At 41.9% G+C, this 23,803-nt stretch carries 26 protein-coding genes; 10 read left to right on the top strand and 16 right to left on the bottom strand.

What is annotated here, in order from left to right; genetic code table 11:
• Position 1: 1 nt before the first annotated feature.
• The 9 genes from MKO06_RS06085 to MKO06_RS06045 form a co-directional block, all read right to left on the bottom strand.
• On the bottom strand, positions 2-424 hold the full coding sequence (locus MKO06_RS06085; RefSeq protein ID WP_241549761.1) for a SufE family protein: 423 nt from the start codon (positions 422-424) through the stop codon (positions 2-4).
• 37 nt (positions 425-461) lie between these two features.
• Positions 462-893, bottom strand: a complete 432-nt coding sequence (locus MKO06_RS06080; protein ID WP_241549760.1) for a hypothetical protein — start codon at positions 891-893, stop codon at positions 462-464.
• Between the two features lie 151 nt (positions 894-1,044).
• Positions 1,045-2,283: an aminotransferase class V-fold PLP-dependent enzyme gene (locus MKO06_RS06075; RefSeq protein WP_241549759.1), complete on the bottom strand. Its 1,239-nt coding sequence runs from the start codon at positions 2,281-2,283 to the stop codon at positions 1,045-1,047.
• 25 nt (positions 2,284-2,308) lie between these two features.
• Positions 2,309-3,622 (bottom strand): Fe-S cluster assembly protein SufD, encoded by a 1,314-nt coding sequence (gene sufD / locus MKO06_RS06070; RefSeq protein ID WP_241549758.1) that lies wholly within the window; start codon positions 3,620-3,622, stop codon positions 2,309-2,311.
• A 111-nt stretch (positions 3,623-3,733) separates the two neighbouring features.
• Entirely contained in the window at positions 3,734-4,486 is a 753-nt protein-coding gene (gene sufC / locus MKO06_RS06065) for a Fe-S cluster assembly ATPase SufC (protein WP_241551031.1), read from the bottom strand.
• Positions 4,487-4,538: 52 nt separating this feature from the next.
• Entirely contained in the window at positions 4,539-4,922 is a 384-nt protein-coding gene (locus MKO06_RS06060) for a hypothetical protein (RefSeq protein ID WP_241549757.1), read from the bottom strand.
• A 20-nt stretch (positions 4,923-4,942) separates the two neighbouring features.
• Complete coding sequence (gene sufB, locus MKO06_RS06055) at positions 4,943-6,388, bottom strand: Fe-S cluster assembly protein SufB (RefSeq protein ID WP_241549756.1); 1,446 nt, start codon at positions 6,386-6,388, stop codon at positions 4,943-4,945.
• A 38-nt stretch (positions 6,389-6,426) separates the two neighbouring features.
• On the bottom strand, positions 6,427-6,816 hold the full coding sequence (locus MKO06_RS06050) for a four helix bundle protein (protein ID WP_241549755.1): 390 nt from the start codon (positions 6,814-6,816) through the stop codon (positions 6,427-6,429).
• 36 nt (positions 6,817-6,852) lie between these two features.
• A complete protein-coding gene (locus MKO06_RS06045; RefSeq protein ID WP_241549754.1) occupies positions 6,853-7,182 on the bottom strand; it encodes a HesB/IscA family protein in 330 nt (109 codons plus the stop codon).
• Between the two features lie 223 nt (positions 7,183-7,405).
• Between MKO06_RS06045 and thiL the strand changes: the two genes are divergently transcribed.
• Entirely contained in the window at positions 7,406-8,458 is a 1,053-nt protein-coding gene (gene thiL, locus MKO06_RS06040) for a thiamine-phosphate kinase (protein ID WP_241549753.1), read from the top strand.
• On the opposite strand, the gene MKO06_RS06035 is transcribed toward thiL, so the two are convergent.
• The gene (locus MKO06_RS06035) at positions 8,455-9,282 is read right to left on the bottom strand and encodes a hypothetical protein (RefSeq protein ID WP_241549752.1); all 828 of its coding nucleotides are present in this window, start codon (positions 9,280-9,282) and stop codon (positions 8,455-8,457) included. The genes thiL and MKO06_RS06035 overlap by 4 nt on opposite strands.
• A 125-nt stretch (positions 9,283-9,407) precedes the next feature.
• Between MKO06_RS06035 and MKO06_RS06030 the strand changes: the two genes are divergently transcribed.
• Positions 9,408-9,854, top strand: a complete 447-nt coding sequence (locus MKO06_RS06030; protein ID WP_241549751.1) for a hypothetical protein — start codon at positions 9,408-9,410, stop codon at positions 9,852-9,854.
• A gap of 11 nt (positions 9,855-9,865) precedes the next feature.
• Here the strand turns inward: MKO06_RS06030 and MKO06_RS06025 are convergent, their stop codons facing one another.
• The 3 genes from MKO06_RS06025 to MKO06_RS06015 form a co-directional block, all read right to left on the bottom strand.
• Complete coding sequence (locus MKO06_RS06025; protein ID WP_241549750.1) at positions 9,866-10,117, bottom strand: hypothetical protein; 252 nt, start codon at positions 10,115-10,117, stop codon at positions 9,866-9,868.
• A 74-nt stretch (positions 10,118-10,191) separates the two neighbouring features.
• Positions 10,192-10,971, bottom strand: coding sequence for an alpha/beta fold hydrolase (locus tag MKO06_RS06020; protein ID WP_241549749.1), 780 nt, complete (start codon positions 10,969-10,971; stop codon positions 10,192-10,194).
• Between the two features lie 80 nt (positions 10,972-11,051).
• A complete protein-coding gene (locus tag MKO06_RS06015; protein ID WP_241549748.1) occupies positions 11,052-12,344 on the bottom strand; it encodes an aminopeptidase P family protein in 1,293 nt (430 codons plus the stop codon).
• Between the two features lie 118 nt (positions 12,345-12,462).
• Between MKO06_RS06015 and MKO06_RS06010 the strand changes: the two genes are divergently transcribed.
• Positions 12,463-15,321: a VPS10 domain-containing protein gene (locus MKO06_RS06010; RefSeq protein ID WP_241549747.1), complete on the top strand. Its 2,859-nt coding sequence runs from the start codon at positions 12,463-12,465 to the stop codon at positions 15,319-15,321.
• 237 nt (positions 15,322-15,558) lie between these two features.
• Here MKO06_RS06010 and MKO06_RS06005 read toward each other — a convergent pair whose 3' ends face one another.
• Genes MKO06_RS06005 through MKO06_RS05995 form a run of 3 tightly spaced genes read right to left on the bottom strand, consistent with a single transcriptional unit; the run spans position 15,559 to position 17,290 of the window.
• Positions 15,559-15,849 (bottom strand): chaperone modulator CbpM, encoded by a 291-nt coding sequence (locus MKO06_RS06005; RefSeq protein ID WP_241549746.1) that lies wholly within the window; start codon positions 15,847-15,849, stop codon positions 15,559-15,561.
• Positions 15,846-16,766, bottom strand: coding sequence for a DnaJ C-terminal domain-containing protein (locus MKO06_RS06000; protein WP_241549745.1), 921 nt, complete (start codon positions 16,764-16,766; stop codon positions 15,846-15,848). Before MKO06_RS06000 ends, MKO06_RS06005 begins: the two co-directional genes overlap by 4 nt.
• Before the next feature lie 14 nt (positions 16,767-16,780).
• Positions 16,781-17,290 carry a DinB family protein gene (locus tag MKO06_RS05995; RefSeq protein ID WP_241549744.1) on the bottom strand — a complete coding sequence of 170 codons (510 nt, stop codon included), beginning with the start codon at positions 17,288-17,290 and terminating at the stop codon, positions 16,781-16,783.
• Between the two features lie 253 nt (positions 17,291-17,543).
• Between MKO06_RS05995 and MKO06_RS05990 the strand changes: the two genes are divergently transcribed.
• The 7 genes from MKO06_RS05990 (at position 17,544) to MKO06_RS05965 (ending at position 23,760) form a co-directional block, all read left to right on the top strand.
• Positions 17,544-18,260 (top strand): succinate dehydrogenase cytochrome b subunit, encoded by a 717-nt coding sequence (locus MKO06_RS05990; protein WP_241549743.1) that lies wholly within the window; start codon positions 17,544-17,546, stop codon positions 18,258-18,260.
• 3 nt (positions 18,261-18,263) lie between these two features.
• Positions 18,264-20,267, top strand: a complete 2,004-nt coding sequence (locus MKO06_RS05985; RefSeq protein ID WP_241549742.1) for a fumarate reductase/succinate dehydrogenase flavoprotein subunit — start codon at positions 18,264-18,266, stop codon at positions 20,265-20,267.
• Between the two features lie 69 nt (positions 20,268-20,336).
• Positions 20,337-21,080 (top strand): succinate dehydrogenase/fumarate reductase iron-sulfur subunit, encoded by a 744-nt coding sequence (locus MKO06_RS05980; protein ID WP_241549741.1) that lies wholly within the window; start codon positions 20,337-20,339, stop codon positions 21,078-21,080.
• A gap of 83 nt (positions 21,081-21,163) precedes the next feature.
• Positions 21,164-22,066 (top strand): methionine aminotransferase, encoded by a 903-nt coding sequence (locus MKO06_RS05975; RefSeq protein ID WP_341849948.1) that lies wholly within the window; start codon positions 21,164-21,166, stop codon positions 22,064-22,066.
• Positions 21,997-22,317: an aminotransferase class I/II-fold pyridoxal phosphate-dependent enzyme gene (locus tag MKO06_RS17140; protein WP_341849952.1), complete on the top strand. Its 321-nt coding sequence runs from the start codon at positions 21,997-21,999 to the stop codon at positions 22,315-22,317. The genes MKO06_RS05975 and MKO06_RS17140 overlap by 70 nt, the downstream gene beginning before the upstream one ends.
• A gap of 1 nt (position 22,318) precedes the next feature.
• Positions 22,319-22,954 carry a ligase-associated DNA damage response endonuclease PdeM gene (gene pdeM / locus MKO06_RS05970; protein WP_241549740.1) on the top strand — a complete coding sequence of 212 codons (636 nt, stop codon included), beginning with the start codon at positions 22,319-22,321 and terminating at the stop codon, positions 22,952-22,954.
• An 11-nt stretch (positions 22,955-22,965) separates the two neighbouring features.
• A complete protein-coding gene (locus tag MKO06_RS05965; protein WP_241549739.1) occupies positions 22,966-23,760 on the top strand; it encodes a tryptophan-rich sensory protein in 795 nt (264 codons plus the stop codon).
• Positions 23,761-23,803 lie beyond the last annotated feature (43 nt).

Genomic DNA, 23,803 nt, shown 5'->3' with positions numbered 1-23,803 from the left:
TTTAATTCAATTGAGTTTGGTATGCAACTGCATACATTTTAAGTTGTTTGATCATACTTACCAGGCCATTGGCCCTAGTAGGAGAAAGGTGGTCCTTAAGGCCGATCTCATCGATAAATGCGGTATCCGCCTCGATGATCTCTGAAGGATGCTGATTGGAGAAAACCCTTATCAAAATAGCTACGATCCCTTTGGTGATGATCGCATCGCTATCGGCCGTAAAAACAAGTTTATCACCATCCAGCTCTGCATGAACCCAAACCTTGCTCTGGCAGCCTTTTATAAGGTTTTCATCGATCTTATATTTTTCATCGATCACAGGCAATGTTTTCCCGAGTTCGATCATGTATTCATAGCGTTGCATCCAATCGTCGAACATCGAGAACTCATCTATGATCTGTTCTTGTTTCTCCTTTATAGTCATACCTTAATTTTAGGCAAAAGTACAATAAGAAGTACTGCTATTCAACATTTTCTGACAATCTTAAAATAGCCTGAACTAATGGTCTTATGGACTGTGGTGGATTTCCGTGATCAAAGTTTTTAGTCTCAAAGACCGTATCATTCTTACTCAGTTTCAGCACAGCATGAGGACTGGCATCTGAGGCCCTAAGATCACTTGGCACCTCTAAATCTTTTAATTTCTCAATATCCAGCACTTTTATGGTCTCAACCAGGCCGTCCCATTCTTCCTTCTTCAGTTTCATGGATGTTTTATCTGATTTAAGGCCAGTGGAAATAACTTCGATCTTTTCCGGTGAGATATTTATGGTAGTCGAAGAGCCCCTTGAATACATTTCATAGTATATCTGCTCAACATCTTCAGAGCCATTCGATGAACATCCTGTAATGAAAAATACCAGAATTGCTAAAATGAAAACTATCTTTTTCATAATAGAAATTTAACCAGTTTATAATACAAAAAGAGGCGCCAAACTTGCACCTCTTTTCAATTTATTTAACTTATATCTTTTCTTTCCAGTCACTTCCCGATACCTGATGATCTGGAAGTTAGAATGATTTCATCAAAAAAATAAAACTGGTTTACTGAAGCATCATCTTAGCCTTTTTTACCGCTTCGATAAACCTGTCTATCTCCCCGAAAGTATTATAGAAGGAGAAGGATGCTCTAACAGTACCCGGGATCTTAAAGAAATCCATAATAGGCTGTGCGCAATGATGACCGGTTCTAACGGCTATTCCCATTTTATCAAGCAGGGTACCTATATCGTAAGGATGTAAACCCTCGATGTTAAAGGAGATCACCGCTGTCTTTTCTGAAGCTTCGCCGTAGATCTTCATGCCTTCGATCTCTTTCAATTTCTTCGCAGCGTATTCCAGCAACTCCTGTTCATACCCGGCAATTTCAGAAAAACCAATAGCGTTCATATAATCCAGAGCCGCAGCAAAAGCGATCCCTCCGCAAATATTAGGCGTCCCAGCCTCAAACTTATGCGGAAGACCTGCATAGGTGGTCTTTTCGAACGAAACTGTAGCGATCATTTCACCACCGCCCTGGTAAGGTGGTAGTTTTTCGAGCCACTCTTCTCTCCCGTAAAGGACACCAACCCCGGTTGGACCGCACATCTTATGGGCTGAAATCACGTAGAAATCCACACCCAGCTCCTGTACATCGGCCTTGATATGAGGAGCCGCCTGGGCACCATCAATCAAAACCGCTGCGTTTACCGAATGGGCCTTATCTATGATCTTTTTAATAGGATTCACCGTTCCCAATGCATTGGAAACATGATTCAAAAAGACAAGTTTCGTGTTAGGACTCAGGATTTCTTCAAATTCTGAATAAATAAGCTCTCCCCTGTCATTCATAGGGATCACTTTAAGCTTAGCCCCGGTTTTTTCACAGAGCATTTGCCACGGAACAATATTGGAATGATGTTCCATAGCCGAAACCAGTATCTCCTCACCTTCCTTCAGGATCGAAGCAAAACCATTGGCGACCAGATTGATCCCATGGGTGGTTCCTGATGTGAAAATTATTTCATGGGCCTTTTCAGCATTTAAATGCTGCTGTACGGTTTTCCGGGCCTGCTCATACTTATCGGTTGCCTCCTGTGAAAGCGAATGCACACCCCGATGTATATTGGCATTGTAATTTGAATAATAATCAACGATCACATCCATCACCTGTTTTGGTGTCTGGGAGGTGGCCGCATTATCGAAATAAACCAAAGGATAGCCATTGACTGAACGTTTCAGAATAGGAAAATCCTCGCGTATCCTTTCCACATCAAATGTTGTAGCCTGAGTTTGCTGACTCATCCTTTTTGGTTTTAAAAATTATAATTTACAGGTTAAAGCCCAGTTCTACTTCAAGTTTTGAAGCGATAAGTTTATTAATGCGCTTTTTAACCTCAGGGATCTTCACGCTTTCCAGTACATTATTGGCGAAAGCATACATTAAAAGTCCACGAGCCTCTTTTCTTGGGATTCCGCGGGACTGAAGGTAGAATAATGCCTCTTCATCTAACTGCCCTATGGTACAACCATGGCTACATTTTACATCATCTGCAAAGATCTCAAGCTGGGGTTTTGAATTAATGGTTGCTTTGTCATCGGCCAGAATGTTATTATTTGCCTGGTAGGCATTGGTCTTCTGGGCCTCCTTTTCTACAACCACCTTTCCGTTGAAAACACCTGTAGAGCGATCACCATAGATACCTTTATAATCCTGGTGACTTTCACAATTTGGTTCGATATGGTGAACCAGGGTATTGTGATCTACATGCTGCTTATCTTCAATAATAGTAACCCCTTTCATCGTAGAATCTATACGCTCCCCTTTCTGATAGAAATTAAGGTTATTACGCGTTAATTTTCCGCCGAAAGAAAAAGTATGTACTGAAACGTTGCTCTCTCCCTGCTGTTCGATAAAAGTATTATCGATCAGGGAAGCAGAATCCTTATCGTTCTGTATCTTATAGTAATCTACAAACGCCCTTTTTCCGGCATAGATCTCGGTCACCGAGTTCGTAAGCACCGGGTGATCGGTTAGACTCTGGTGTCTTTCAATGATCTGAACATGTGAATTCTCATCAACTACTACCAGGTTACGGGGCTGAAGCATCAGCGCAGATTCATTACCCGTTGCGAAATTGATGATCTGTATAGGCTTGTCTGCCTGCAGATTCCTGTGAATATGAATAAAAGCTCCTTCCCTTGCAAAAGCCGTATTCAAAGAATTAAGACCGGTTTTTGGAGCGAGCTTATTATAATAGTTCTCGATCAAAGGCCTGTATTTATCCTTGCTCAGAGCAGAAGACATCAGGCATACGTCGATCTTGTCATGCGTGGTTTGAGAAAGATGAGACGAATAGATCCCGTCTACAAAAACCAGGTCATAGGTATCTATATCATGAATGAGATACTTCTTAATATCCCTGTATTCAAGGGCATCTTCCTTTTTTGGAAATAAACTATAATCATGCTTTAACACAGCATTCAAAGAAGTATATTTCCAGTTCTCATCCTTTTTTCCCGGAAACCCAAGGTTCTCAAAATCCTTGATCGCCTGGTTACGGATATCGTAGATTCCATTCTCTGAATCGAATTCCTCCTCAAGGGCAAAAAATGATGATACTAATTTATCTTTTAATTCCATTCCATTTAAATGTTTAGGGTTCAATGCTCAAGGTTTAAAAAACGATAAAACCTTCTATAACATCGAACTTTCCAATTATCAAACTGAAGAATCTTCAAATTTTCAAATTGATTAAACTGCCTTTTCCTGCTTTACCCAGTCGTATCCTCTTTCTTCCAGTTCCAGGGCTAGTTCCTTACCACCAGACTTCACGATCTTCCCGTCTACCAGTACATGAACCTTATCAGGTACGATATAATTCAATAATCTCTGGTAGTGAGTAATAAGCAGCACCGCATTATCTTCGCGGCGTAATTTGTTCACTCCATCGGCCACGACCTTTAGCGCATCGATATCCAGACCTGAATCGGTTTCGTCAAGAATGGAAAGCTTCGGGTCCAGCATAGCCATTTGGAAGATCTCGTTACGCTTCTTCTCACCTCCCGAAAATCCTTCGTTAAGTGAACGAGAAAGGAATTTTCGGTCTATAGCCAGCATTTCAGATTTTTCACGGATCAGCTTCAGCATTTCATTGGCCGGCATATCTTCTTTACCATGAGCTTTACGCTGCGCGTTGATGGCTGTTTTGATAAAGTTGGTTACCGAAACACCAGGTATTTCAACAGGATACTGAAATGAAAGGAAAACTCCTTTATGCGCTCTTTCTTCCGGATCCATTTCTGCAAGGTCTTCCCCTTCAAAAGTGATCTCGCCCTCGGTCATTTCATATTCCTCTCGGCCTGCAATAACTGAGGATAAAGTACTCTTCCCCGAACCGTTAGGCCCCATAATGGCATGAACCTCTCCTGGTTTGATCTCCAGGTTAATACCTTTAAGTATTTCCTTATCCTCTATACTGGCGTGTAAATTCTTTATTGTAAGCATTTTTATCAATTCTGGATCTGCCATTGAGCAGATGGATTAATTCTTCTTTTTATTATTCTTCTATTGTATCTTTTTCCTGGATTTCCGGAATTTCAATGATCTCCTGTATCCTGATCATTTCGTCCAGACCACCCTGGAGAGGATTCACCTCTATCTTTGCTTTTACTGTTACCGGAATCATATCAAAGTCATCCTGTTTGAGGGGTTGGATCCTTCTGGCAAGTACCCTCGACATCGAATCTACTGCCACGGCATATACAAAATCCTTCCCGCGCAAAACCGCTGTACTACTTCCTAAAACGAAATCGCCTTCCAACACCTGTATACTATCCTGTACCTCTTCGGTTTCAGGCTGATCCATCAACTCCTTCCGGTCTTCATCCTGACAGGAGCTTAGAACGATTATCGACAACAGAATTCCCAAAATTTTCCTCATAACAGCTCGTTCGGCAGCTTTTATCCTACTGAACCTTCTAGTGAAATTTCAAGTAATTTTTGAGCTTCCACTGCGAATTCCATAGGCAGTTTATTAAGTACTTCCTTACTGAATCCGTTAACGATTAACGCAATAGCTTTTTCAGTATCAATTCCTCGCTGATTACAGTAGAAGATCTGGTCTTCACCAATCTTACTGGTGGTAGCCTCGTGTTCTACCTTCGCCGATTTATTCTTAACCTCGATATACGGGAAAGTATGAGCTCCACATTTATTACCCATTAACAGGGAATCACACTGTGAAAAGTTTCTCGCGTTCTCTGCTCTTGGGTTTATTTGTACCAGCCCACGATAGGAATTTTGAGACTGTCCGGCAGAAATACCCTTCGAGATGATCGTACTCTTGGTATTTTTACCAAGGTGGATCATTTTAGTACCGGTATCGGCTTGCTGCCAGTTATTGGTTACGGCAATCGAATAGAATTCTCCAACCGAATTATCTCCCTTAAGTATACAACTTGGATATTTCCAGGTAACTGCAGAACCGGTTTCAACCTGAGTCCAGGAGATCTTCGCGTTTTTCTCGCAAAGTCCTCTCTTGGTCACGAAATTGTAAACCCCACCTTTTCCTTCTTTATTTCCGGGATACCAGTTTTGTACGGTAGAATATTTTATTTCGGCGTCATCTAAGGCGATAAGCTCCACCACTGCAGCGTGCAGCTGGTTCTCATCACGCATAGGAGCGGTACAACCTTCCAGGTAACTTACATAACTTCCAGGTTCGGCGATAACCAAAGTTCTCTCGAACTGACCGGTTCCGGCCTGGTTGATTCGGAAATAAGTTGAAAGTTCCATTGGGCACCTAACACCCTTTGGAATGTAGCAAAAAGACCCGTCGCTGAATACCGCCGAATTCAATGCTGCATAAAAATTATCCTTCTTTGGAACTACCGATCCCAGATATTTCTTCACCAGTTCAGGGTGTTCCTGAATCGCTTCAGAAATTGAGCAGAAGATAATACCTTTTTCAGCCAGCGTTTTTTTGAAAGTCGTAGTAACCGAAACCGAGTCCATCACCACATCTACTGCAACACCAGCCAGTTTCTTCTGTTCATCCAGGGAAATACCCAGCTTTTTAAAAGTATCGAGCAATTCCGGGTCTACCTCGTCCAGGCTATCGTATTTCGGCTTTTTATTTGGCGCCGAATAGTAGGAAATATTCTGAAAATCCGGCTTCGGATATTTCACATTTGCCCATTCAGGCTCTTCCATTTTCTGCCATTCCCTGAATGCTTCCAGTCTCCATTCGGTCATCCATTCCGGCTCCTCTTTCTTTTTAGAAATCGCCCTAACGATATCCTCGTTCAAACCAACAGGAAAAGTATCAGATTCTATATCGGTATAAAATCCATACTCATATTCCTTGGTTTCGAGCTCTTTCTTTAAATCGTCTTCAGTATATGCCATATTCTGATAATTCTTTATTCAAGATTTAAAGTTCAAAACTATTTGAACTTAGTTCCTTTATAATCACTTTTTTGCAGGTAAGTGATAAAACCTCCAATTTGTTTGCTCAGGGACCTCAAATCTTCTCTAAGATTTTCAAATTCTTCTGAAGAAATATAATTCCTGTCTTTAATCCTGTACAGCTGAGATCTTACTTCTCCGCAAGACGCCTTAGATATGGACAGAAATTGAATAAATTCCCTATTTCCGTTTCGTTCAAAACCTTCTGCTATATTGTCCATTATAGAACCAGAAGCAGCATTTATCTGATCATACAATCTAAAATCAGATTTTAGTTCTGAGCCATTTCTTATTTCAAATACCTTTTTACAAAGTTCCCTAGCCTTTTGCCAAACTTCAAGATCTTCAAAATGTTCTATTTTTCCCATTTTTAAATTTTAAATCTTGAACCTTGACCCCGGAACTTACAGAGAAAAACTCTCCCCGCATCCGCAGGTTCTTTGGGCGTTCGGGTTATTGAATACAAAACCCTTGCCATTGAGACCTCCTGAATATTCCAGGATAGTTCCGGCCAGATAAAGTACGCTGCGTTTATCAACTACGATCCTTACGTTGTTGTCTTCGAACAGCTTATCACCTTCTGCCTGACTTTCATCGAACTTCAATTCATATGAAAGACCAGAGCAACCGCCGCTCTTCACACCCACACGAACAAAGTGATCCCTGATGTTGAATCCTTCTTCGCCCATTAGGGTGGAAATTTTATTTTTAGCCTCTTCGCTAACCTTGATCATAAGCAATAAAGATTAAGTCTAAATTGGGCACAAATATACTACAAAGCATGTGTTTAACCATAGACTAAACATATGTTTTGAGAATTCCTTCATAGAGCCCTTCAATTAAAAAACCAACAGCCAAACCTTCTGTTTCAATCCCTTTCTGAGAGCAAAACCAGCCGGCATGTTAACATGCGATTCTTATTTATATGCTTACTTTTGCACTACAAAAGCGAATCACATGTTTGAGAATAGTCAGGAAAACAGGACGAACCTTTCAGAATTAGGAGAATTTGGATTGATAGACCACCTTACAGCCAACTTTAAACCGAAATTGAAATCTACGATTAAAGCCATAGGTGACGACGCCGCTGTTCTCGATTTTGATAACAAACATACGGTAGTTTCTACCGACCTGTTGGTAGAAGGTGTTCATTTTGATCTCGCTTATATGCCTCTGAAACACCTGGGTTATAAGGCTGTTATGGTAAATCTTTCGGATATCTATGCAATGAATGCCACTGCGACACAGATCACGGTTTCCATAGCGGTATCCAACAGGTTCCCAGTGGAAGCCCTGGAAGAACTCTACTCAGGAATTGAACTCGCAGCAAAAATATACAATGTAGATGTGGTTGGCGGTGATACCACTTCGTCTACTTCTGGTCTTCTTATAAGCGTAACTGCTCTTGGAATGGCTGAAGCCGATGATATTGTTTACAGAAATGGAGCCCAGCCAAACGATCTTCTTGTTGTGACCGGAGACCTTGGAGCCGCTTATATGGGACTACAGGTGCTGGAACGCGAGAAAGAGGTTTTTAAGGCCAATCCAAATGCACAGCCAGATCTTGACCAATACACCTACCTGATCGAAAGACAGCTGAAGCCTGAAGCCCGTAAAGACATTCCGCCACTCCTCAAGGAACTGGAGGTAAAGCCAACTTCGATGATCGATATCAGCGACGGTCTTTCCTCTGAGATCATTCATCTTTGCAAGAATTCAAAAGTTGGCGCTAACCTGTTCGAAGAAAAGATCCCTCTTGACCCGGCATTGATATCGGTTTGTGAGGAATTTGAGATAGACAGCACGATGGTTACGCTGAGTGGTGGTGAAGATTACGAATTGTTATTCACCATCTCCCAAAATGATTACGATAAGATAAAAGGGAATCCAAACCTCACCGTGATTGGTCACATCACAGAAGAGAGCGAAGGAATGCATTTGATCACCAGGGCGAATCAAAAATTGCCTTTGATCGCGAGAGGCTGGAATTCGATGAACAAGGAAGATTAATTATATGGAAACTCACTTCCGAAATATCTTGCTTCAGATTCGATAAAACCGCTGGAATCTCTATTTGGATTGGAAATTAAACTGGTTATATTCATTAATAGCAGATTATAATCTGAATAGAAAATTTTGTGGTAAGTACCTACTATAGGTATTTTCTGAGCAATTTTGTTTTTATACTTTTCCTCAAAATCAAATAAAAAGCTGTTGAATCCCGATAATTGTTCATACTGATAGGTGTGAATAATTTCATGCGGAAGAGCCATATTCCCAGATATACCATGCAATAACTGTATACTATTACCAAATGCAGATCCTCGATAACCAGGATCATCCCAAATCACCCTTTTTCGAAAGACAAAGGTTCCAGTTCTAAAACTCATATTCCAGTCTGGAGTTGCATCGATAGCCTGATAAGCAGTCGCGGCGAGATCGAATGGCATAATTCTAAGACTAACTTTAAAACTTTCCTTGGTATTTATCTCAATGCGGTTAAATGCGATATTTAAATGCCAGCGAGCCCAGAAATCCCTATTGGCAGCTGCATTTTCGATAATAGAGGCCCCTGCTGAATTTACAATTTTAGAAGGCCATACATAATTAAAATTTCCAGTCCTGGCAAAGGATCTAACTAATCGTTTACTTTCAAAAACAAGGTATCCTCCCAGAGCACCCTGACCCAGGCCTTTTAAAAATGTCTTTCCAAATTTCTCGTCCGGTTCTTTGTTAATAACAGCCCCTACGCCGCCCAGAATACTGCCAACTCCCACGTTATATAATCCGGCCTCAAGATCATTAGCCTGGCCGAAGATTTCAGAAGAATTCATAGAAACTAGAAAAAGTATAAGAAAACCTGAAATTTTTGAATTTTTATAGCCGATATCTAGGAATTTATGACAATAATACATTTTTCAATAGACATCTTAATATATTGCGAAAAATTAAGCCTGATATGTATAAAATAATTCTCCTAATACTTACGGCATCCTTAGTTTCCTGTTCCGGAGAAAATCTTTACGATTTTAAGGATTTAACACCCAAGCCAGACTTCATATACCAGGTGCGGGCCTACGCAGAAGATTCGACGAAAACCATAGATTATAAGGTTACTGTTTTTCAGACCAATGGATACAATGAATTGATAAGCTATCCGTATGGAACGGTTTCTGGTGGAAATAAGGCCTTCCATGCAAGCGAGTACAGTGTAAAAGCTTACAAGAAAAACGGTGTACTAATCACACCGAGAGAAAACGTAAAAAGATTTTGGATAGTGTGCTATGAAGTTGGATCAACCAATATATATAATGAGATGCTTTTTCAACATATATCAGAGAATGCTGCTCCTGTCTACGTTGGATATGATTTCGATAGCAACCAACAAATCATAGAATACCGGTAAAGGCAAAGAAGTTAGGAAGCTTTGGCTAGAAAAAGTCTTTTTCTTTTCTCATGAATTTTCGCCAGGTAAGCATTGGTTTCCTTGAATTTTGGAGTTAATCTTGCTAAAAAGCCATCTGCAGTATCGGTCATCTCCATCCCACACTTCGCACACTTGTACTCATGCACGTGGTTGGTAATATTTTTCGATACCTTTAATTTATGTCCAAAAATATTACAGAAAACTTTTCCTAACGAAAACAAAGCAGGTTGTATTTCTTTCATGTGTAGGCTTAAATTTCTGGTTTCTAGATTTCTAAAGTATAAAAAAAAGTTAATGGTTCGACAAAAAGCGTTAATTAATCGATGAAATGCATTTTTTGCATCAAATTTGATAGGTCCTCCATGTAGGAATTATGACCATTTTCCAATCTGAAAAACTCGGAGTTCGTTTCTCCTGAGATCCTTTCTATTTCACTGAATTCAAGGATTGGATCTTCTTCTGATGCCAGGATCATCTTTTGTCCCTCATAGTTTTTCAAGACCTCTAAATAATTTGTACGAATTTTCATACCAATTAACGCTGCCTGAACATTTTTACTTTTCATTTTTAAGGCTCGTAACTGTAAATTCTCGATTTCTGCCTCAAACCTATCCCTGGATTTTTCAGAATACAGATTTGATATCGCCATCCTGATGTATGCCTTTTTATTTCGACCTACCAGTTTAACAGATCTTTCACGTATTAGGCGCTTTTCCACAGAATCTTCAGCAGGTGTTGAATTTATCAGCACGATGCTCTTTACCATCATACTAAAATTCTTCAGAAATTCCAAACTCACATAGCCTCCCATACTATGGCCCGCTATGCTTATCTCCTGCACTTCCAGGCTATTGAGTACTTCATAAACCACCTGAGCCATCAGGTCCATACTATGCACTTCTGAAATTCCTTCAGACTTTCCATGACCGGGTAGATCTATACAAATAACCTGCCGTTCATTTTTGATTTCCTTAACAATCGGTTCCCAGATCTGGAGATCTTCCAGGAATCCGTGTAAAAGTACCAGTGGTCTCTTGACTCCGCTTCCGTAAACCTTAAAATTGATCCTCGCTCCTTTGAATTCTATATTGGCCATAAAATAAAAAGCCGCGAATCTTGGAAATAACCTCCAGGAATTCGCGGCATAGTTTTAAATATTAAAAAATCCTGGTAAGATCAGGAATTCATAAGTTCCTCGATCTCTTCGATCTCGATTGGAATATTTCTCATAAGATTAAAAGGTTCTCCTTTGGCCTGTATCACCACATCGTCTTCCAGCCTAATTCCAAAACCTTCCTCAGGAATATAGATCCCGGGTTCCACCGTGAATACCTGGTTGGCTTTCATGGGCTCGGTTAAAATTCCGTAATCATGGGTATCCAGACCTATATGATGAGAGGTGCCATGCATGAAATACTTTTTATAAGCAGGCCAGTCCGGGTTCTCATTCTGAACATCCGCCTTATCTAAAAGCCCAAGATCCAATAATTCTGAAGTCATCATTTTACCAACCTCAACATGGAATTCTTTCCAAAGCGTTCCCGGCACCAGCATTTTGGTGGCTTCTTTCTTTACTTTATTAACCGAGTTATACACCTGCTTCTGCCTGTCGGTATACCTTCCGGAAACCGGAATGGTTCGGCTAAGGTCGCTCGAATAGTTCGCATATTCTGCACCCGTATCCAGCAGGATAAGCTCACCATCCTTACATTGCTGGTTGTTTTCAATATAATGAAGTACGCAGGCGTTCTTTCCGCTGGCGATAATTGGCGTGTAGGCAAATCCGCGGGAACGATTCCTGATCATTTCATGATAATATTCAGCTTCGATCTCGTATTCCCAGACTCCTGGTTTTACAAATCCGAGCGTTCTTCTGAAGGCTTTTTCGGTAATATTACAGGCCTTCTGCATTAATTCCAGCTCGATTGGATCTTTTACAGATCTTAATCTTTGTAGAATAGGATTGGCTTTCGCCACCTGGTGAGCAGGATATTTCTTTTTACACCACTTGATAAAACGTTCGTCCCTGGTTTCAGTTTTATGGGCGGCACGATAATGTTCATTGGTGTTAAAGTATACCGTATCGCATTGGGTCATCACCTCGAAAAAAATCTTTTCGAAATCCTTCATCCAGTAAACCGTTTTCACACCACTAACCTCAAAGGCGTCATCCTTGGTTAGCTTGGCCCCTTCCCAAACCGCGATATGTTCATTGGTTTCGGTAAGGAAAAGGATCTCGCGATGCTTTTCTTCCGGGGCATCAGGAAATAGCACTAGAATGCTTTCTTCCTGGTCTACTCCACTCAGGTAAAAGAGGTCCCGGTTCTGCTGAAAAGCCATTGTACTGTCTGCTCCGATAGGGTAGATATCATTAGAATTAAAAACCGCGAGGCTGCTCGGCTTCATTTGGCGCATGAAGTTTTCCCGGTTTTTTATAAAGAGTTTGGAGTCAATTCGATCATATTTCATAAAAAAATCTTTTCAATTTTTTCAAAATTAATGGATTTAAGCTCAAATGCTATAAAAGGAAATTAAAATTTCAGTTAATCCCTGCATTTGTTATTTTAGGGCTCTCACTAAATATCTTATGAAACACAGTTACAAATTTTTCAGCCTTTTACTTCTTTCAATCTCCCCTCTTCTGGCACAACAACCTGCCACCGAAGGGACTGCCTTGCGAGAGTCTATTCAGCAAAAAGAAGACCTTACTAAAAATTCGATCGTTAAAAACATCCCATTAAAGAATATTGGGCCCACGGTTATGAGCGGAAGGATCGTCGATTTTGCCGTTAATCCGGATGATCCAACCGAATTTTACGCGGCCTACGCTACGGGAGGTGTCTGGTACACCAATAACAATGGAACTACCTTCACCCCGGTCATGGACAATAGTCCTACCCAAAATGTGGGTGATATTGCTGTAGACTGGAAAAACGGGACCATTTGGGTGGGTACAGGAGAAGTGAATGCTTCCCGTTCATCCTACGCCGGAATTGGTCTTTTAAAATCTAATGACAAAGGAGAAACCTGGGAATTCACGGGACTGCCGGATTCTCACCATATAAGCCGAATCCTGATCAACCCGGAGAAACCTGACGAGGTTGTGGTTGGTGTAACCGGGCATCTTTATTCTTCGAACACTGAACGCGGAATTTTCAAGACCACCGATGGTGGAAAAACCTGGAATAAAAACCTGTATATCGATGAGAACACGGGGATTATTGACGTGGCCGTAAACCCTGATAATTACCAGGAAATGTACGCAGCCGCCTGGGATAAGGACCGTAAGGCCTGGGATTTCCGGGAAAGTGGAAAAAACAGTGGCATCTATAAAAGTACCGATGCCGGTAATACATGGGAGCTGATCTCTACCGAATCTTCAGGTTTTCCTACAGGAGATGGGGTTGGTCGTATAGGAATAAGCGTATTCAATGATGACATCGTATATGCAATAGTAGATAACCAGGATCGAAGAAAGGCAGAAGACAAAAAGCAAGAGAAACAGGAAGGCCTTCAGAAAGATGATTTCAAGAACATGAATCGTTCAGAATTTTTGGAGCTTAAAGACGAGGACCTTGAAAAATATCTTCGTTCCAATAACTTCCAGGATAAGTATACCGCAAAATCGGTTAAAGACATGGTAAGAAAACAGGATGCCGATCCTGAAGATCTTGCCCTTTACCTGGAAGATGCATCTACAGCCATGTTCGACACCCCGGTAATTGGCGCTGAAGTCTATAAAAGTACCGATGGTGGGAAAACCTGGAATCGAACCCACGAAGATTACCTGGATGATCTTTATTATAGCTACGGTTATTACTTTGGTATGGTGCACGTGGATCCGCAGGATGAAAATGCCATTTACATTTATGGAGTGCCAATCCTTAAATCGAAAGATGGCGGAAAGAGCTTTACTTCTATCGATGCTGCTAATGTACATGCAGACCACCATGCTCTATGGATCAACCCCGAAAGAAGCGGACACCTGATCGACGGGAACGATGGAGGAATTAATATTTCATATGATGATGGCCAAAACTGGAGCCTTAAAAATTCTCCCGCGGTTGGGCAATTCTATACGGTGAGCATAGACAATGCAAAACCTTATAATGTTTACGGGGGACTTCAGGATAACGGGGTTTGGGTTGGACCTCACACCAACGAAGAAGGAGTTTCCTGGAATGCTTCGGGTGACTATAATTACAAAAGACTAATGGGCGGTGACGGCATGCAGGTCGAGATAGACTCCCGCAACCCGGATATCGTATATACCGGTTTTCAGTTTGGTTCTTACTTCAGGATCAACCGTAAAACTGGCGAAAGAAAATACATTCAGCCAAAACATGAGTTAGGTGAAAGTCCTTATCGTTTTAACTGGCAAACGCCTATTTTATTGTCACCGCATAACCAGGATATCCTGTACCTGGGCGGCAATAAATTAATGAGAAGCATGGACCAGGGAGATACCTGGACCCCTATTTCAGAAGATCTTACCGGTGGTGCATGTGAAGGCGACGTGCCTTACGGAACCCTTGCCATGATCAGCGAGTCACCATTCCAGTTCGGCTTGATCTATACCGGGAGTGACGATGGGCATATTCATGTGACCAAAGACGGCGGCGGAAGCTGGACTAAAATCAGTGAAAATTTACCTCAGGATCTTTGGGTTTCGCGCGTGATCGCTTCTGAACACGAAAAAGAACGTGTTTATGCTACCCTGAATGGCTATCGCTGGGACGATTTTACTCCATATGTTTATGTATCTGAAGACTATGGACAAAACTGGAAAAAGATCAGTTCCAACCTGCCACTGTCTCCAGTGAATGTAATTCGCGAAGATCAAGACAATGAAGAGGTACTTTACCTTGGAACCGATAACGGATTGTATGTTTCACTAAACCGCGGAGAAAGCTGGCAACCATTCAGCACGAATTTACCAAATGTGGCGGTTCATGACCTGAGGATTCATCCTGAAGAGGATCACCTGGTAATAGGAACTCACGGACGCTCCATTTACCTCGCAGATATTGCCCCGGTTTCGAAAATGAACAAGGATGAAATGAAAGACGCCCTTAGCATTTCTGCACAGGAAAGTATTCGATTTTCATCCAGATGGGGTAACTCCTATAACAACTGGATGGATCCTTACCAGCCCGAATTAGGTTTCACCTGGTATGCCGCCAAGGAAGGAACTGCAAAATTCACGGTGAAGACCGAAGACGGATTGAAACTTCAGGAATTTGAACTGCAAGCTGACAAAGGATTCAATACTGGTGAATATGACCTGAGCATTACGGAAAAGGCCTCCAAAGAACTCGAGAAAAAAGATGATAAACTAAGAATAGGAAAGGCAGAAGACGAGAAATTCTATATTCCAAAGGGCAAATATGTTCTGGAACTTAACCAGAATGGAAAAACAGCTACCACAAAATTCGAAGTGAAATAATAAAAGTTTTGAATCTGAAATACTTTTGATTGAACCGGCATCCACAAGGATGCCGGTTTTATTTTGGATTTATTTAATTCTCCTGAATGCCTGCAAATCATTGGCTGTCGAAATCTGAAAACCGAAGCAGACGCCCGAAAATATATAGAAGATGTAATGCTTAGCAGGCTAGGCTCATATGCAGGAAGCATCCAGATGCCAACAAGTCCGAAAATTTGACGGCTTACAAATTAAAAGTTATTCATATAACCCCAAACGGTTCCTGAGTCGCCTGTTGTCTTTTTGAAGTTGCCTGATCTGTCTTAAAAGATGGCTTATCGCTTCCAAACCTTCCAGGTTGATATCAAGGTCCCGGTGTAAACGCATCATTTTTTCGAATTCGCTCAAATGTTCCTGCGGAATATATTCCACCTCTTCAATTTTCACGATCTCTATGATCCCGCTTTCGAACAATGAGCTGATGAACTGATGTTCCACCTTATAACGAACACATATTTCTTCGGTTGCAATTAGGTCTTCCCTGTTCATAATCCTGTTTTTTGAAGTTCCCGGAATAGCTCCTTCTGTTTTTCGTTTAACTGCGCTGGCAACTTGATCTTGTAGGTCACATATAGGTCACCAAACTGGTTCGGTTTTTTATACTTCGGAAATCCCTTCCCGGAAAGTTTGATCTTACTTCCATTCTGGGTGCCTGGTTTCACCTTCAGCTTTACACGACCATCAAAGGTTTTCACCTGAATTTCCCCGCCGAGCACTGCAGTGGTAAGATCGATCTCTTCGGTTGAATATAAATTTTCCTTTTCTCTTCGGAAGGAGGTATCGTTCAAAATATTGAAGGTGATATACAGGTCGCCCTTTGGACCACCCTGAACGCCGGGCCCGCCATGGCCCTTGATCTTGATGGTCTGGCCATTTTCAACTCCTGCAGGGATAGTAAGCCGAATATTTTTTCCGTTTACGGTAAGCGTATGTTTTCGGCTTTCGTACACATCGCTTAACCTAAGCTGAAGTTCTGCATTGTAATCCTGTCCCTTGAAATGCCTGCCGCGATGGGCTCCCTCTGCCCTGGCCCTTCCACCAAACATTTGCTCAAAGAAATCTGAAAAGGTATCATCGTCAAAACTGCCGGAATAGGAATAAGACTGGCCACCGCCAAATCCGCCACCAAAACCGCCACCACTGGCAGCCTGCTGTCTTTTAGCTTCTTCGAACTGCTCGGCATGTTTCCAGTCCTTGCCGTATTCGTCGTATTTCTTGCGCTTTTCAGGATCGCTCAATACCTCATGGGCCTCATTGATCTGTTGAAAACGGTTCTGAGCATCCTTATCGTTTGGATTGAGGTCTGGATGATATTTACGCGCAAGCCTTCGGTAGGCCTTTTTTATATCGGCCTGGGTAGCCGATCTTTCTAATTCCAGGAGTTTGTAGTAATCTATAAATTCCATCTAACTGAACTATTTTAAGCTTTAAAAACACCGGATTCCTGTTCCTTTCGTTTTAATTGGCTTTCAATAAGACCTATTTGACCGAGGTGGTAAATATCATGATGGATTACACCTCTTAAAAGATATTCGTACGTATAATTTTTACCTTTTACCTTCTCATCAAGAAAATTATCATTTTCTATCTTATCGAGAAAGTTATAGATCTCACTTTGGGCAGCGACCAGTTCCCTTTTAAGGTTCTCCCATTCATCCCGGGATTTTATCTCGATACTCGGCCAATCCTGGTTCGAATCTATGACAATTTGACAATTCTCATCCTTATTTAATTTTCTGGCCACATAATTCTTCCAGGCAATAAGGTGACCCAGGATCTCCGCGACACTATGAGAATCAGGCACACAGGTCTTATATCCAATTTTATAGGGAACATTCTCCAGCTTTCTCATAACCGACTGGCCATACCAGGGTTCCCCCTCAAAGGTTTCTGAAAGCAACCTTATGAGCTCGTTAATTCTCTTTTTCATAGCTCCATGCTGAAATTGAAAATTACAAAATTGGCATTTTAAGTGCAGTTAAGCTTTTGCCAAAAACCGGTTAGCCCCGAATTATCGGCTAAAAACATATAATTCTACAAGCCTCTCGAATTCAAAAGAATCAACAAGACTTAAAGTACTTTAAACTAGTTCTAAATTGACCTTAAAAAGGCAGTCAAAGTTTGTTAAAAAAAAGAATGAAGTGTATTTTTGCTCCGCTTTACCTTAATAATTCATACAATTTATGGCGAAATCTGCGCTTTTAAAGTCATCACTGGCAAAAAAATACTGGATGGCTTTCACCGGCCTTTTTCTGTGCCTGTTTTTAGTAGGACATCTTTTTGGAAATCTTCAGCTTCTAATACCAGTTAGTGAAGGAGCTCGGGACCAGTTTAATGAATATGCTTTGTTCATGACCACCAATCCCGCTGTGAAGGTACTTTCATATTTAACTTATTTCAGTATCCTTTTTCATGCGATAGACGGCCTATTACTAACTATTCACAATAGAAAGGCAAGACCTCAATCCTATGTTAGCTTCAAGCCTTCCACAAATACAATGTGGTCTTCAAGAAACATGGGGATTCTTGGAACTATCATACTTGCATTCATAGTAGTGCATATGAGCATGTTCTGGGGCGAGATGAAATTTGGAGGTTTGGATGATACCGTATATACAACGGCTAATGGTGAAGAAGTAAAGGATCTTTACACGCTTACAATAAAAACCTTTCAGGATGCGCAGTACGGTTTGATCTGGGCAATTGCTTACGCCTTTGCAATGCTGGCAATTGGTTTCCACCTGTCTCACGGTTTTTCTAGCGGTTTCCAGTCACTTGGAGTGAATCACCCGAAGTACAACGGGTTTATCAGGAAGTTTGGATATGCTTTTGCAGTCCTCGTTCCGCTGGCTTTCGCCGTAATACCTTTTTATATTCACTTTGTACTAGAAAAAATTTAAGCTATGGGAACATTTCAATCGAACACACCTAAAGGCCCATTGGCAGAAAAGTGGACCAATCATAAGAACGAAATAAACCTTGTGAATCCGGCCAACAAGCGTAATATTGACGTGATCGTTGTTGGAACCGGACTGGCGGGAGGAAGTGCCGCGGCAACCCTTGCTGAACTGGGTTACAACGTAAAAACATTCTGCTACCAGGATTCTCCAAGAAGAGCGCACTCGATCGCTGCTCAGGGAGGGATCAATGCAGCCAAGAACTACCAGGGAGATGGAGATTCCATCTACCGACTTTTCTACGATACTATCAAAGGAGGGGACTACCGTTCCAGAGAAGAGAACGTTTACCGGCTTGCCGAAGTTTCAGGTAATATTATCGACCAATGTGTAGCGCAGGGAGTTCCTTTCGCTCGTGAATACGGAGGTCTTTTAGATAACCGTTCATTTGGTGGGGTTTTGGTTTCCAGAACTTTCTATGCCAAGGGACAAACAGGGCAACAGTTATTGCTGGGAGCCTATTCGGCAATGAACCGCCAGATCAACCGTGGAAAGATACAGGCCTTCAACAGGCATGAGATGCTGGACATTGTGAAAGTTGATGGAAAGGCTCGTGGAATAATTGCAAGAAACCTGGTAACCGGTGAACTGGAAAGACATTCAGCACACGCGGTGGTAGTGGCTTCAGGAGGTTATGGAAACGTATTCTTCCTTTCTACCAACGCCATGGGAAGCAACGTAACTGCCAGCTGGAAAATTCATAAGAAAGGAGCTTATTTCGCTAATCCTTGCTTTACACAGATCCACCCAACCTGTATTCCAGTTTCGGGAGATCACCAGTCCAAGCTAACGCTGATGTCTGAATCTCTTCGTAACGACGGTAGGATCTGGGTTCCGAAGAAGAAGGAAGACGCCGAGGCGATCAGGCAAGGAAAGAAAAAACCAACCGAACTTTCAGAAGAAGAAAGAGATTACTACCTGGAAAGAAGGTATCCGGCTTTTGGTAACCTGGTTCCACGTGATGTGGCTTCCAGAGCAGCCAAAGAGCGTTGTGATGCCGGTTTTGGAGTAAATAAAACAGGAGAAGCTGTTTATCTGGACTTCAGCTCTGCCATCATGAGATATGGTAAAGAAGAGGCGACCACAAGAAAAATAGACAATCCTTCAGACGCTAAAATAAAGGAACTAGGTAAAGAGGTTGTTGAGGCCAAATATGGTAACCTGTTCCAGATGTACGAAAAGATCGTGGATCAGAACCCATACGAAACTCCAATGATGATCTATCCGGCGGTTCACTACACGATGGGTGGTGTTTGGGTAGATTACAACCTTCAAACCACCATTCCAGGATGTTACGCGATAGGAGAGGCGAACTTCTCAGATCACGGAGCCAACAGGCTTGGAGCCTCAGCTTTAATGCAGGGTCTGGCTGATGGTTACTTTGTATTACCTTATACTATTGGAAATTACCTGGCCGATGATATCAGGACCGGTGCAATCTCGACCGATACACCTGAATTCGAGGCTGCCGAGACCGAAGTTCGTGAAAGACTTGAAAAACTGGTCAATAATAAAGGAACTAAATCTGTAGATCACTTCCATAAATTACTTGGAAAGATCATGTGGAACAAGGTTGGAATGGCCAGAAATGAGCAGGGTCTTAATGAAGCTATTGCTGAAATAAAAGAACTAAGAGAACAATTCTGGAAAGAAGTACGCGTACCTGGATCGGTTAACGAAATGAACGCTGAACTTGAAAAAGCAGGACGTGTAGCCGATTTCCTTGAACTGGGTGAACTTTTCGCTAAGGATGCCTTGCACAGAAATGAATCCTGCGGAGGTCACTTCAGGGAAGAATACCAGACAGAAGAAGGGGAAGCCCTTCGTGATGACGAGAACTTTATGTACGTAGCGGCGTGGGAATACACCGGTAATCCTTCAGAAGCTATCCTGCATAAAGAAGAACTCAACTATGAGAATATAGAAGTAAAAACAAGGAGCTATAAATAATTTGAGAATTTGAAAATTGTTCAATCGAATTGATTCATTTTCAAATTTTCATATTTTCAAATTGAAGATATGAACCTTACACTTAAAATATGGCGTCAAAAGAACGCTAACACCAAGGGAAAAGTTGTAACCTACCAGGTTTCTGATATTTCCCCAGATATGTCTTTCCTTGAAATGATGGATGTTCTTAACGAACAACTTATAGATAAGGGAGATGAGCCTGTAGCTTTTGATCATGACTGTCGTGAGGGGATTTGCGGATCCTGTAACCTTCAGATCAATGGTGAGCCACACGGTCCTGACCGCGGGGTAACAACCTGCCAGCTGCACATGAGACGATTCAAAGACGGTGATACTATCGTGATTGAACCATTCCGTGCCAAGGCATTTCCAATTATTAAAGACCTGGTTGTAGACCGAAGTTCGTTTGACCGGATCCAGCAGGCGGGTGGATATATTTCAGTTAACACTTCTGGAAACACCCAGGATGCGAATTCCATTCCTATTGAAAAGGAAAACGCCGATATGTCTTTCTATGCGGCTACCTGTATTGGTTGTGGAGCCTGTGTTGCGGCATGTAAAAATGCCAGCGCCATGCTATTCACTTCTGCCAAGGTAAGCCAGTTCTCGCTGCTTCCTCAGGGTGAAGTCGAGGCAGATCGTAGGGTCTTACAAATGGTAGAGCAAATGGACAAGGAAGGTTTTGGTAACTGTACCAACACCGGAGCCTGTGAAATCGAGTGCCCGAAAGGCATCTCGTTAGAGAATATCGCAAGGATGAACCGCGAATATTTAAAAGCAAGCGTGAAGTAATTAACTTTTGTTTAATGAAATAGAAACAACCCGGGCTTTGAAGTCCGGGTTTTTTTATGCAATTTCAATGAAAATTAACCAACATGCCGGACCTAAGTGTATCTTTTTCAAAGTTACCTAATACTAGCCCCAGCATTTTTTCTGTGATGAGCCAGATGGCTAAGAAATATAAAGCCATTAATCTCTCCCAGGGATTTCCGAATTTCGAAACCGACCAGGAACTAAAAGAACTGGTATCTAAAGCCATGCGGGATGGCTACAACCAATATCCTCCCGACGCCGGCGTACTGGATCTACGGCGGGAAATTGCCACGAAGATCGAATCTTTATACGGCAAAAAATATGATCCAGAAACCGAAATCACGATTACCTCGGGAGCTACCGAGGCACTTTTTGATGCCATCTCGGCATTTGTTACTGAAGGAGATGAAGTCATCGTCCTCAAACCTGCATACGACAGTTATGAACCCTGTATAAGACTGAATGGTGGTAAACCTGTTCTTATCCAGCTAAAAGGAGAAGAATACAAGGTTGACTGGCAGGAAGTAAGAAACTCCATTTCTTCACGAACCAGGATGATCATCATCAATACGCCCCATAATCCAACAGGCACTGTTCTTAGCAAAGAAGACATGACCGAATTGGAATCGATCTTAAAGGATACTGAGATCATTCTTCTAAGCGATGAAGTATATGAGCATTTGATCTTTGATGATCTTGAGCATCACAGCGCATCAAGATTTAAGAACCTTTCAAAAAGAGCCATTGTTTGCGCTTCCTTTGGAAAGACCTTCCATAATACCGGATGGAAAACCGGTTATTGCGCAGCCCCCGAAGAATTGATGCGGGAGATTAGGAAAATACATGAACTCACCGTATTTTCAGTGAATCACCCCATGCAGAAAGCTTATTCTGAATATTTAAAAGACCCTACCCATTACCTCAGGTTGAATTCCTTTTATCAGAAAAAAGAGATTACTTCCTGAAACTGATCAAAGATTCCCGGTTTAGGTTCACAGCCTCTTCCGGAACCTATTTTCAGCTTCTGAATTATTCAAACATTTCTGATGAAAGTGATGTTGACTTTGCCGAAAGACTGGTAAAAGAACATAAGCTGACCTCCATCCCGGTTTCAGTTTTCAACATCGATAAAAAAGATCATAAACAACTAAGGTTCTGTTTCGCCAAGACCGATGAAACTTTAGAGCGAGCGGCCGAAATCATTTGTAAACTATAAGATGAGTTTCACAATTAAGATCAAGGGTGAGCATTTTGTGCTTCACCCAACTGGCGCAGCATACTGGGTAGAACAGGAAGTTTTGCTTATCGCAGATGTACACCTGGGAAAGGTTTCACATTTCAGGAAACATGGTAGTGCGGTTCCCGTGGAGGCGATCAAGATCAATTTTAATAAAATGGATCTTTTGCTCAAGGAGTTCGATCCGGAACATGTGGTTTTCCTGGGCGACCTGTTTCATAGCTCCATAAATATGGAATGGGACCTTTTCAGCAATTGGGTGAATGGCATTAATAACCAGATTCACTTAATTGCCGGAAATCATGATATTATTTCCCCGCTTTTATATGAGGATTTGGGAATTTCGGTCCATGAGCAGGTAAAAGCCGGCGAATTCCTGTTAACTCACCATCCTCAGGGCGAAATACAGGACTTCAATATTTGCGGCCATATACATCCCGGCTATAAAATGAAGGGCCCCGGAAAGCAATTGCTCAAATTATCCTGTTTTTTCCTATCAGAAGACCAACTAATCCTCCCAGCATTTGGAGAGTTTACCGGAAATTACTTCCTGGATCCGGGTGAAAAGGAGCAGGTTTTCGCGATCACAGGAAAAGAGGTAATTTTAGTGAACTAAAAAACCATGTTATGCTTAAAAGGCTTGCGATTTTTAACCTGCTATCGGTCGTCCTGGCCATCATTTTCAACTATTTCGCTCAAAGCGGAATCTTCAATGGAAACACAGTAGGCGAAATTAGTGACAAGTACGCCAATCTTTTTACTCCAGCCGGATACGCGTTTTCGATCTGGGGGCTCATTTATCTATCACTGCTGGCATTCGCAACTTTTATGGTTTACCAGGCTTATACGAATGGAAAACATACCGATTTTATAAAAGACACTTCCGGCTGGTTTATAATAGCCAATGTGGGAACCTGCCTCTGGCTGGTGGCCTGGCTTTATGAATATGTAGCGATTTCGGTCATTATCATGTTTTTGATCCTCGCCAAATTGCTCAAGATCGTGATCAACAATAATATGGAACGCTGGGATGCCCCAATTAAGGTGATCGCCTTCTACTGGTGGCCTATTTGCCTGTATTCGGGCTGGATCGCGGTGGCCTCCATAGCCAACATGGCTTCATATCTTGCCATGGTTGGCTGGGACAGAGCTCTCTTTTCTGAAGTTGAATGGACCGTCATCATGATAGGAGTCGCGGTGATAATCAATCTTTTGATGATCTGGTTAAGAAATATGAGGGAATTCGCTGCAGTGGGCATCTGGGCACTCATCGCTATCTATGTAAGACATAACGGAAACGAAGATCTTATTGCCAATACGGCTATTGCCGGTGCGGTCCTGCTTTTTTTAAATGTGGCTTATCACGGCTTCCTGAACAGGAAAACCAACCCCATCTCCAAAATGCTCAATTCGGAATCCTGAATCCTGAATCCAAAATTTTGAATCCTGAATCCTGAATCTTGAA

This window comes from Christiangramia oceanisediminis, from assembly GCF_022570735.2.
Classification (GTDB): Bacteria; Bacteroidota; Bacteroidia; order Flavobacteriales; family Flavobacteriaceae; genus Christiangramia; species Christiangramia oceanisediminis.
Note: the sequence above shows the minus strand (reverse complement) of the source record. Positions and strands in the feature narration are given on the sequence as shown.

Bases quoted from the DNA above. Each gene is read 5' to 3' on its own strand.
- MKO06_RS06085 (WP_241549761.1), bottom strand. From the start codon at position 424: ATGACTATAAAGGAGAAACAAGAACAGATCATAGATGAGTTCTCGATG.
- MKO06_RS06080 (WP_241549760.1), bottom strand. From the start codon at position 893: ATGAAAAAGATAGTTTTCATTTTAGCAATTCTGGTATTTTTCATTACA.
- MKO06_RS06075 (WP_241549759.1), bottom strand. From the start codon at position 2,283: ATGAGTCAGCAAACTCAGGCTACAACATTTGATGTGGAAAGGATACGC.
- sufD (WP_241549758.1), bottom strand. From the start codon at position 3,622: ATGGAATTAAAAGATAAATTAGTATCATCATTTTTTGCCCTTGAGGAG.
- sufC (WP_241551031.1), bottom strand. From the start codon at position 4,486: ATGCTTACAATAAAGAATTTACACGCCAGTATAGAGGATAAGGAAATA.
- MKO06_RS06060 (WP_241549757.1), bottom strand. From the start codon at position 4,922: ATGAGGAAAATTTTGGGAATTCTGTTGTCGATAATCGTTCTAAGCTCC.
- sufB (WP_241549756.1), bottom strand. From the start codon at position 6,388: ATGGCATATACTGAAGACGATTTAAAGAAAGAGCTCGAAACCAAGGAA.
- MKO06_RS06050 (WP_241549755.1), bottom strand. From the start codon at position 6,816: ATGGGAAAAATAGAACATTTTGAAGATCTTGAAGTTTGGCAAAAGGCT.
- MKO06_RS06045 (WP_241549754.1), bottom strand. From the start codon at position 7,182: ATGATCAAGGTTAGCGAAGAGGCTAAAAATAAAATTTCCACCCTAATG.
- thiL (WP_241549753.1), top strand. From the start codon at position 7,406: ATGTTTGAGAATAGTCAGGAAAACAGGACGAACCTTTCAGAATTAGGA.
- MKO06_RS06035 (WP_241549752.1), bottom strand. From the start codon at position 9,282: ATGAATTCTTCTGAAATCTTCGGCCAGGCTAATGATCTTGAGGCCGGA.
- MKO06_RS06030 (WP_241549751.1), top strand. From the start codon at position 9,408: ATGTATAAAATAATTCTCCTAATACTTACGGCATCCTTAGTTTCCTGT.
- MKO06_RS06025 (WP_241549750.1), bottom strand. From the start codon at position 10,117: ATGAAAGAAATACAACCTGCTTTGTTTTCGTTAGGAAAAGTTTTCTGT.
- MKO06_RS06020 (WP_241549749.1), bottom strand. From the start codon at position 10,971: ATGGCCAATATAGAATTCAAAGGAGCGAGGATCAATTTTAAGGTTTAC.
- MKO06_RS06015 (WP_241549748.1), bottom strand. From the start codon at position 12,344: ATGAAATATGATCGAATTGACTCCAAACTCTTTATAAAAAACCGGGAA.
- MKO06_RS06010 (WP_241549747.1), top strand. From the start codon at position 12,463: ATGAAACACAGTTACAAATTTTTCAGCCTTTTACTTCTTTCAATCTCC.
- MKO06_RS06005 (WP_241549746.1), bottom strand. From the start codon at position 15,849: ATGAACAGGGAAGACCTAATTGCAACCGAAGAAATATGTGTTCGTTAT.
- MKO06_RS06000 (WP_241549745.1), bottom strand. From the start codon at position 16,766: ATGGAATTTATAGATTACTACAAACTCCTGGAATTAGAAAGATCGGCT.
- MKO06_RS05995 (WP_241549744.1), bottom strand. From the start codon at position 17,290: ATGAAAAAGAGAATTAACGAGCTCATAAGGTTGCTTTCAGAAACCTTT.
- MKO06_RS05990 (WP_241549743.1), top strand. From the start codon at position 17,544: ATGGCGAAATCTGCGCTTTTAAAGTCATCACTGGCAAAAAAATACTGG.
- MKO06_RS05985 (WP_241549742.1), top strand. From the start codon at position 18,264: ATGGGAACATTTCAATCGAACACACCTAAAGGCCCATTGGCAGAAAAG.
- MKO06_RS05980 (WP_241549741.1), top strand. From the start codon at position 20,337: ATGAACCTTACACTTAAAATATGGCGTCAAAAGAACGCTAACACCAAG.
- MKO06_RS05975 (WP_341849948.1), top strand. From the start codon at position 21,164: ATGCCGGACCTAAGTGTATCTTTTTCAAAGTTACCTAATACTAGCCCC.
- pdeM (WP_241549740.1), top strand. From the start codon at position 22,319: ATGAGTTTCACAATTAAGATCAAGGGTGAGCATTTTGTGCTTCACCCA.
- MKO06_RS05965 (WP_241549739.1), top strand. From the start codon at position 22,966: ATGCTTAAAAGGCTTGCGATTTTTAACCTGCTATCGGTCGTCCTGGCC.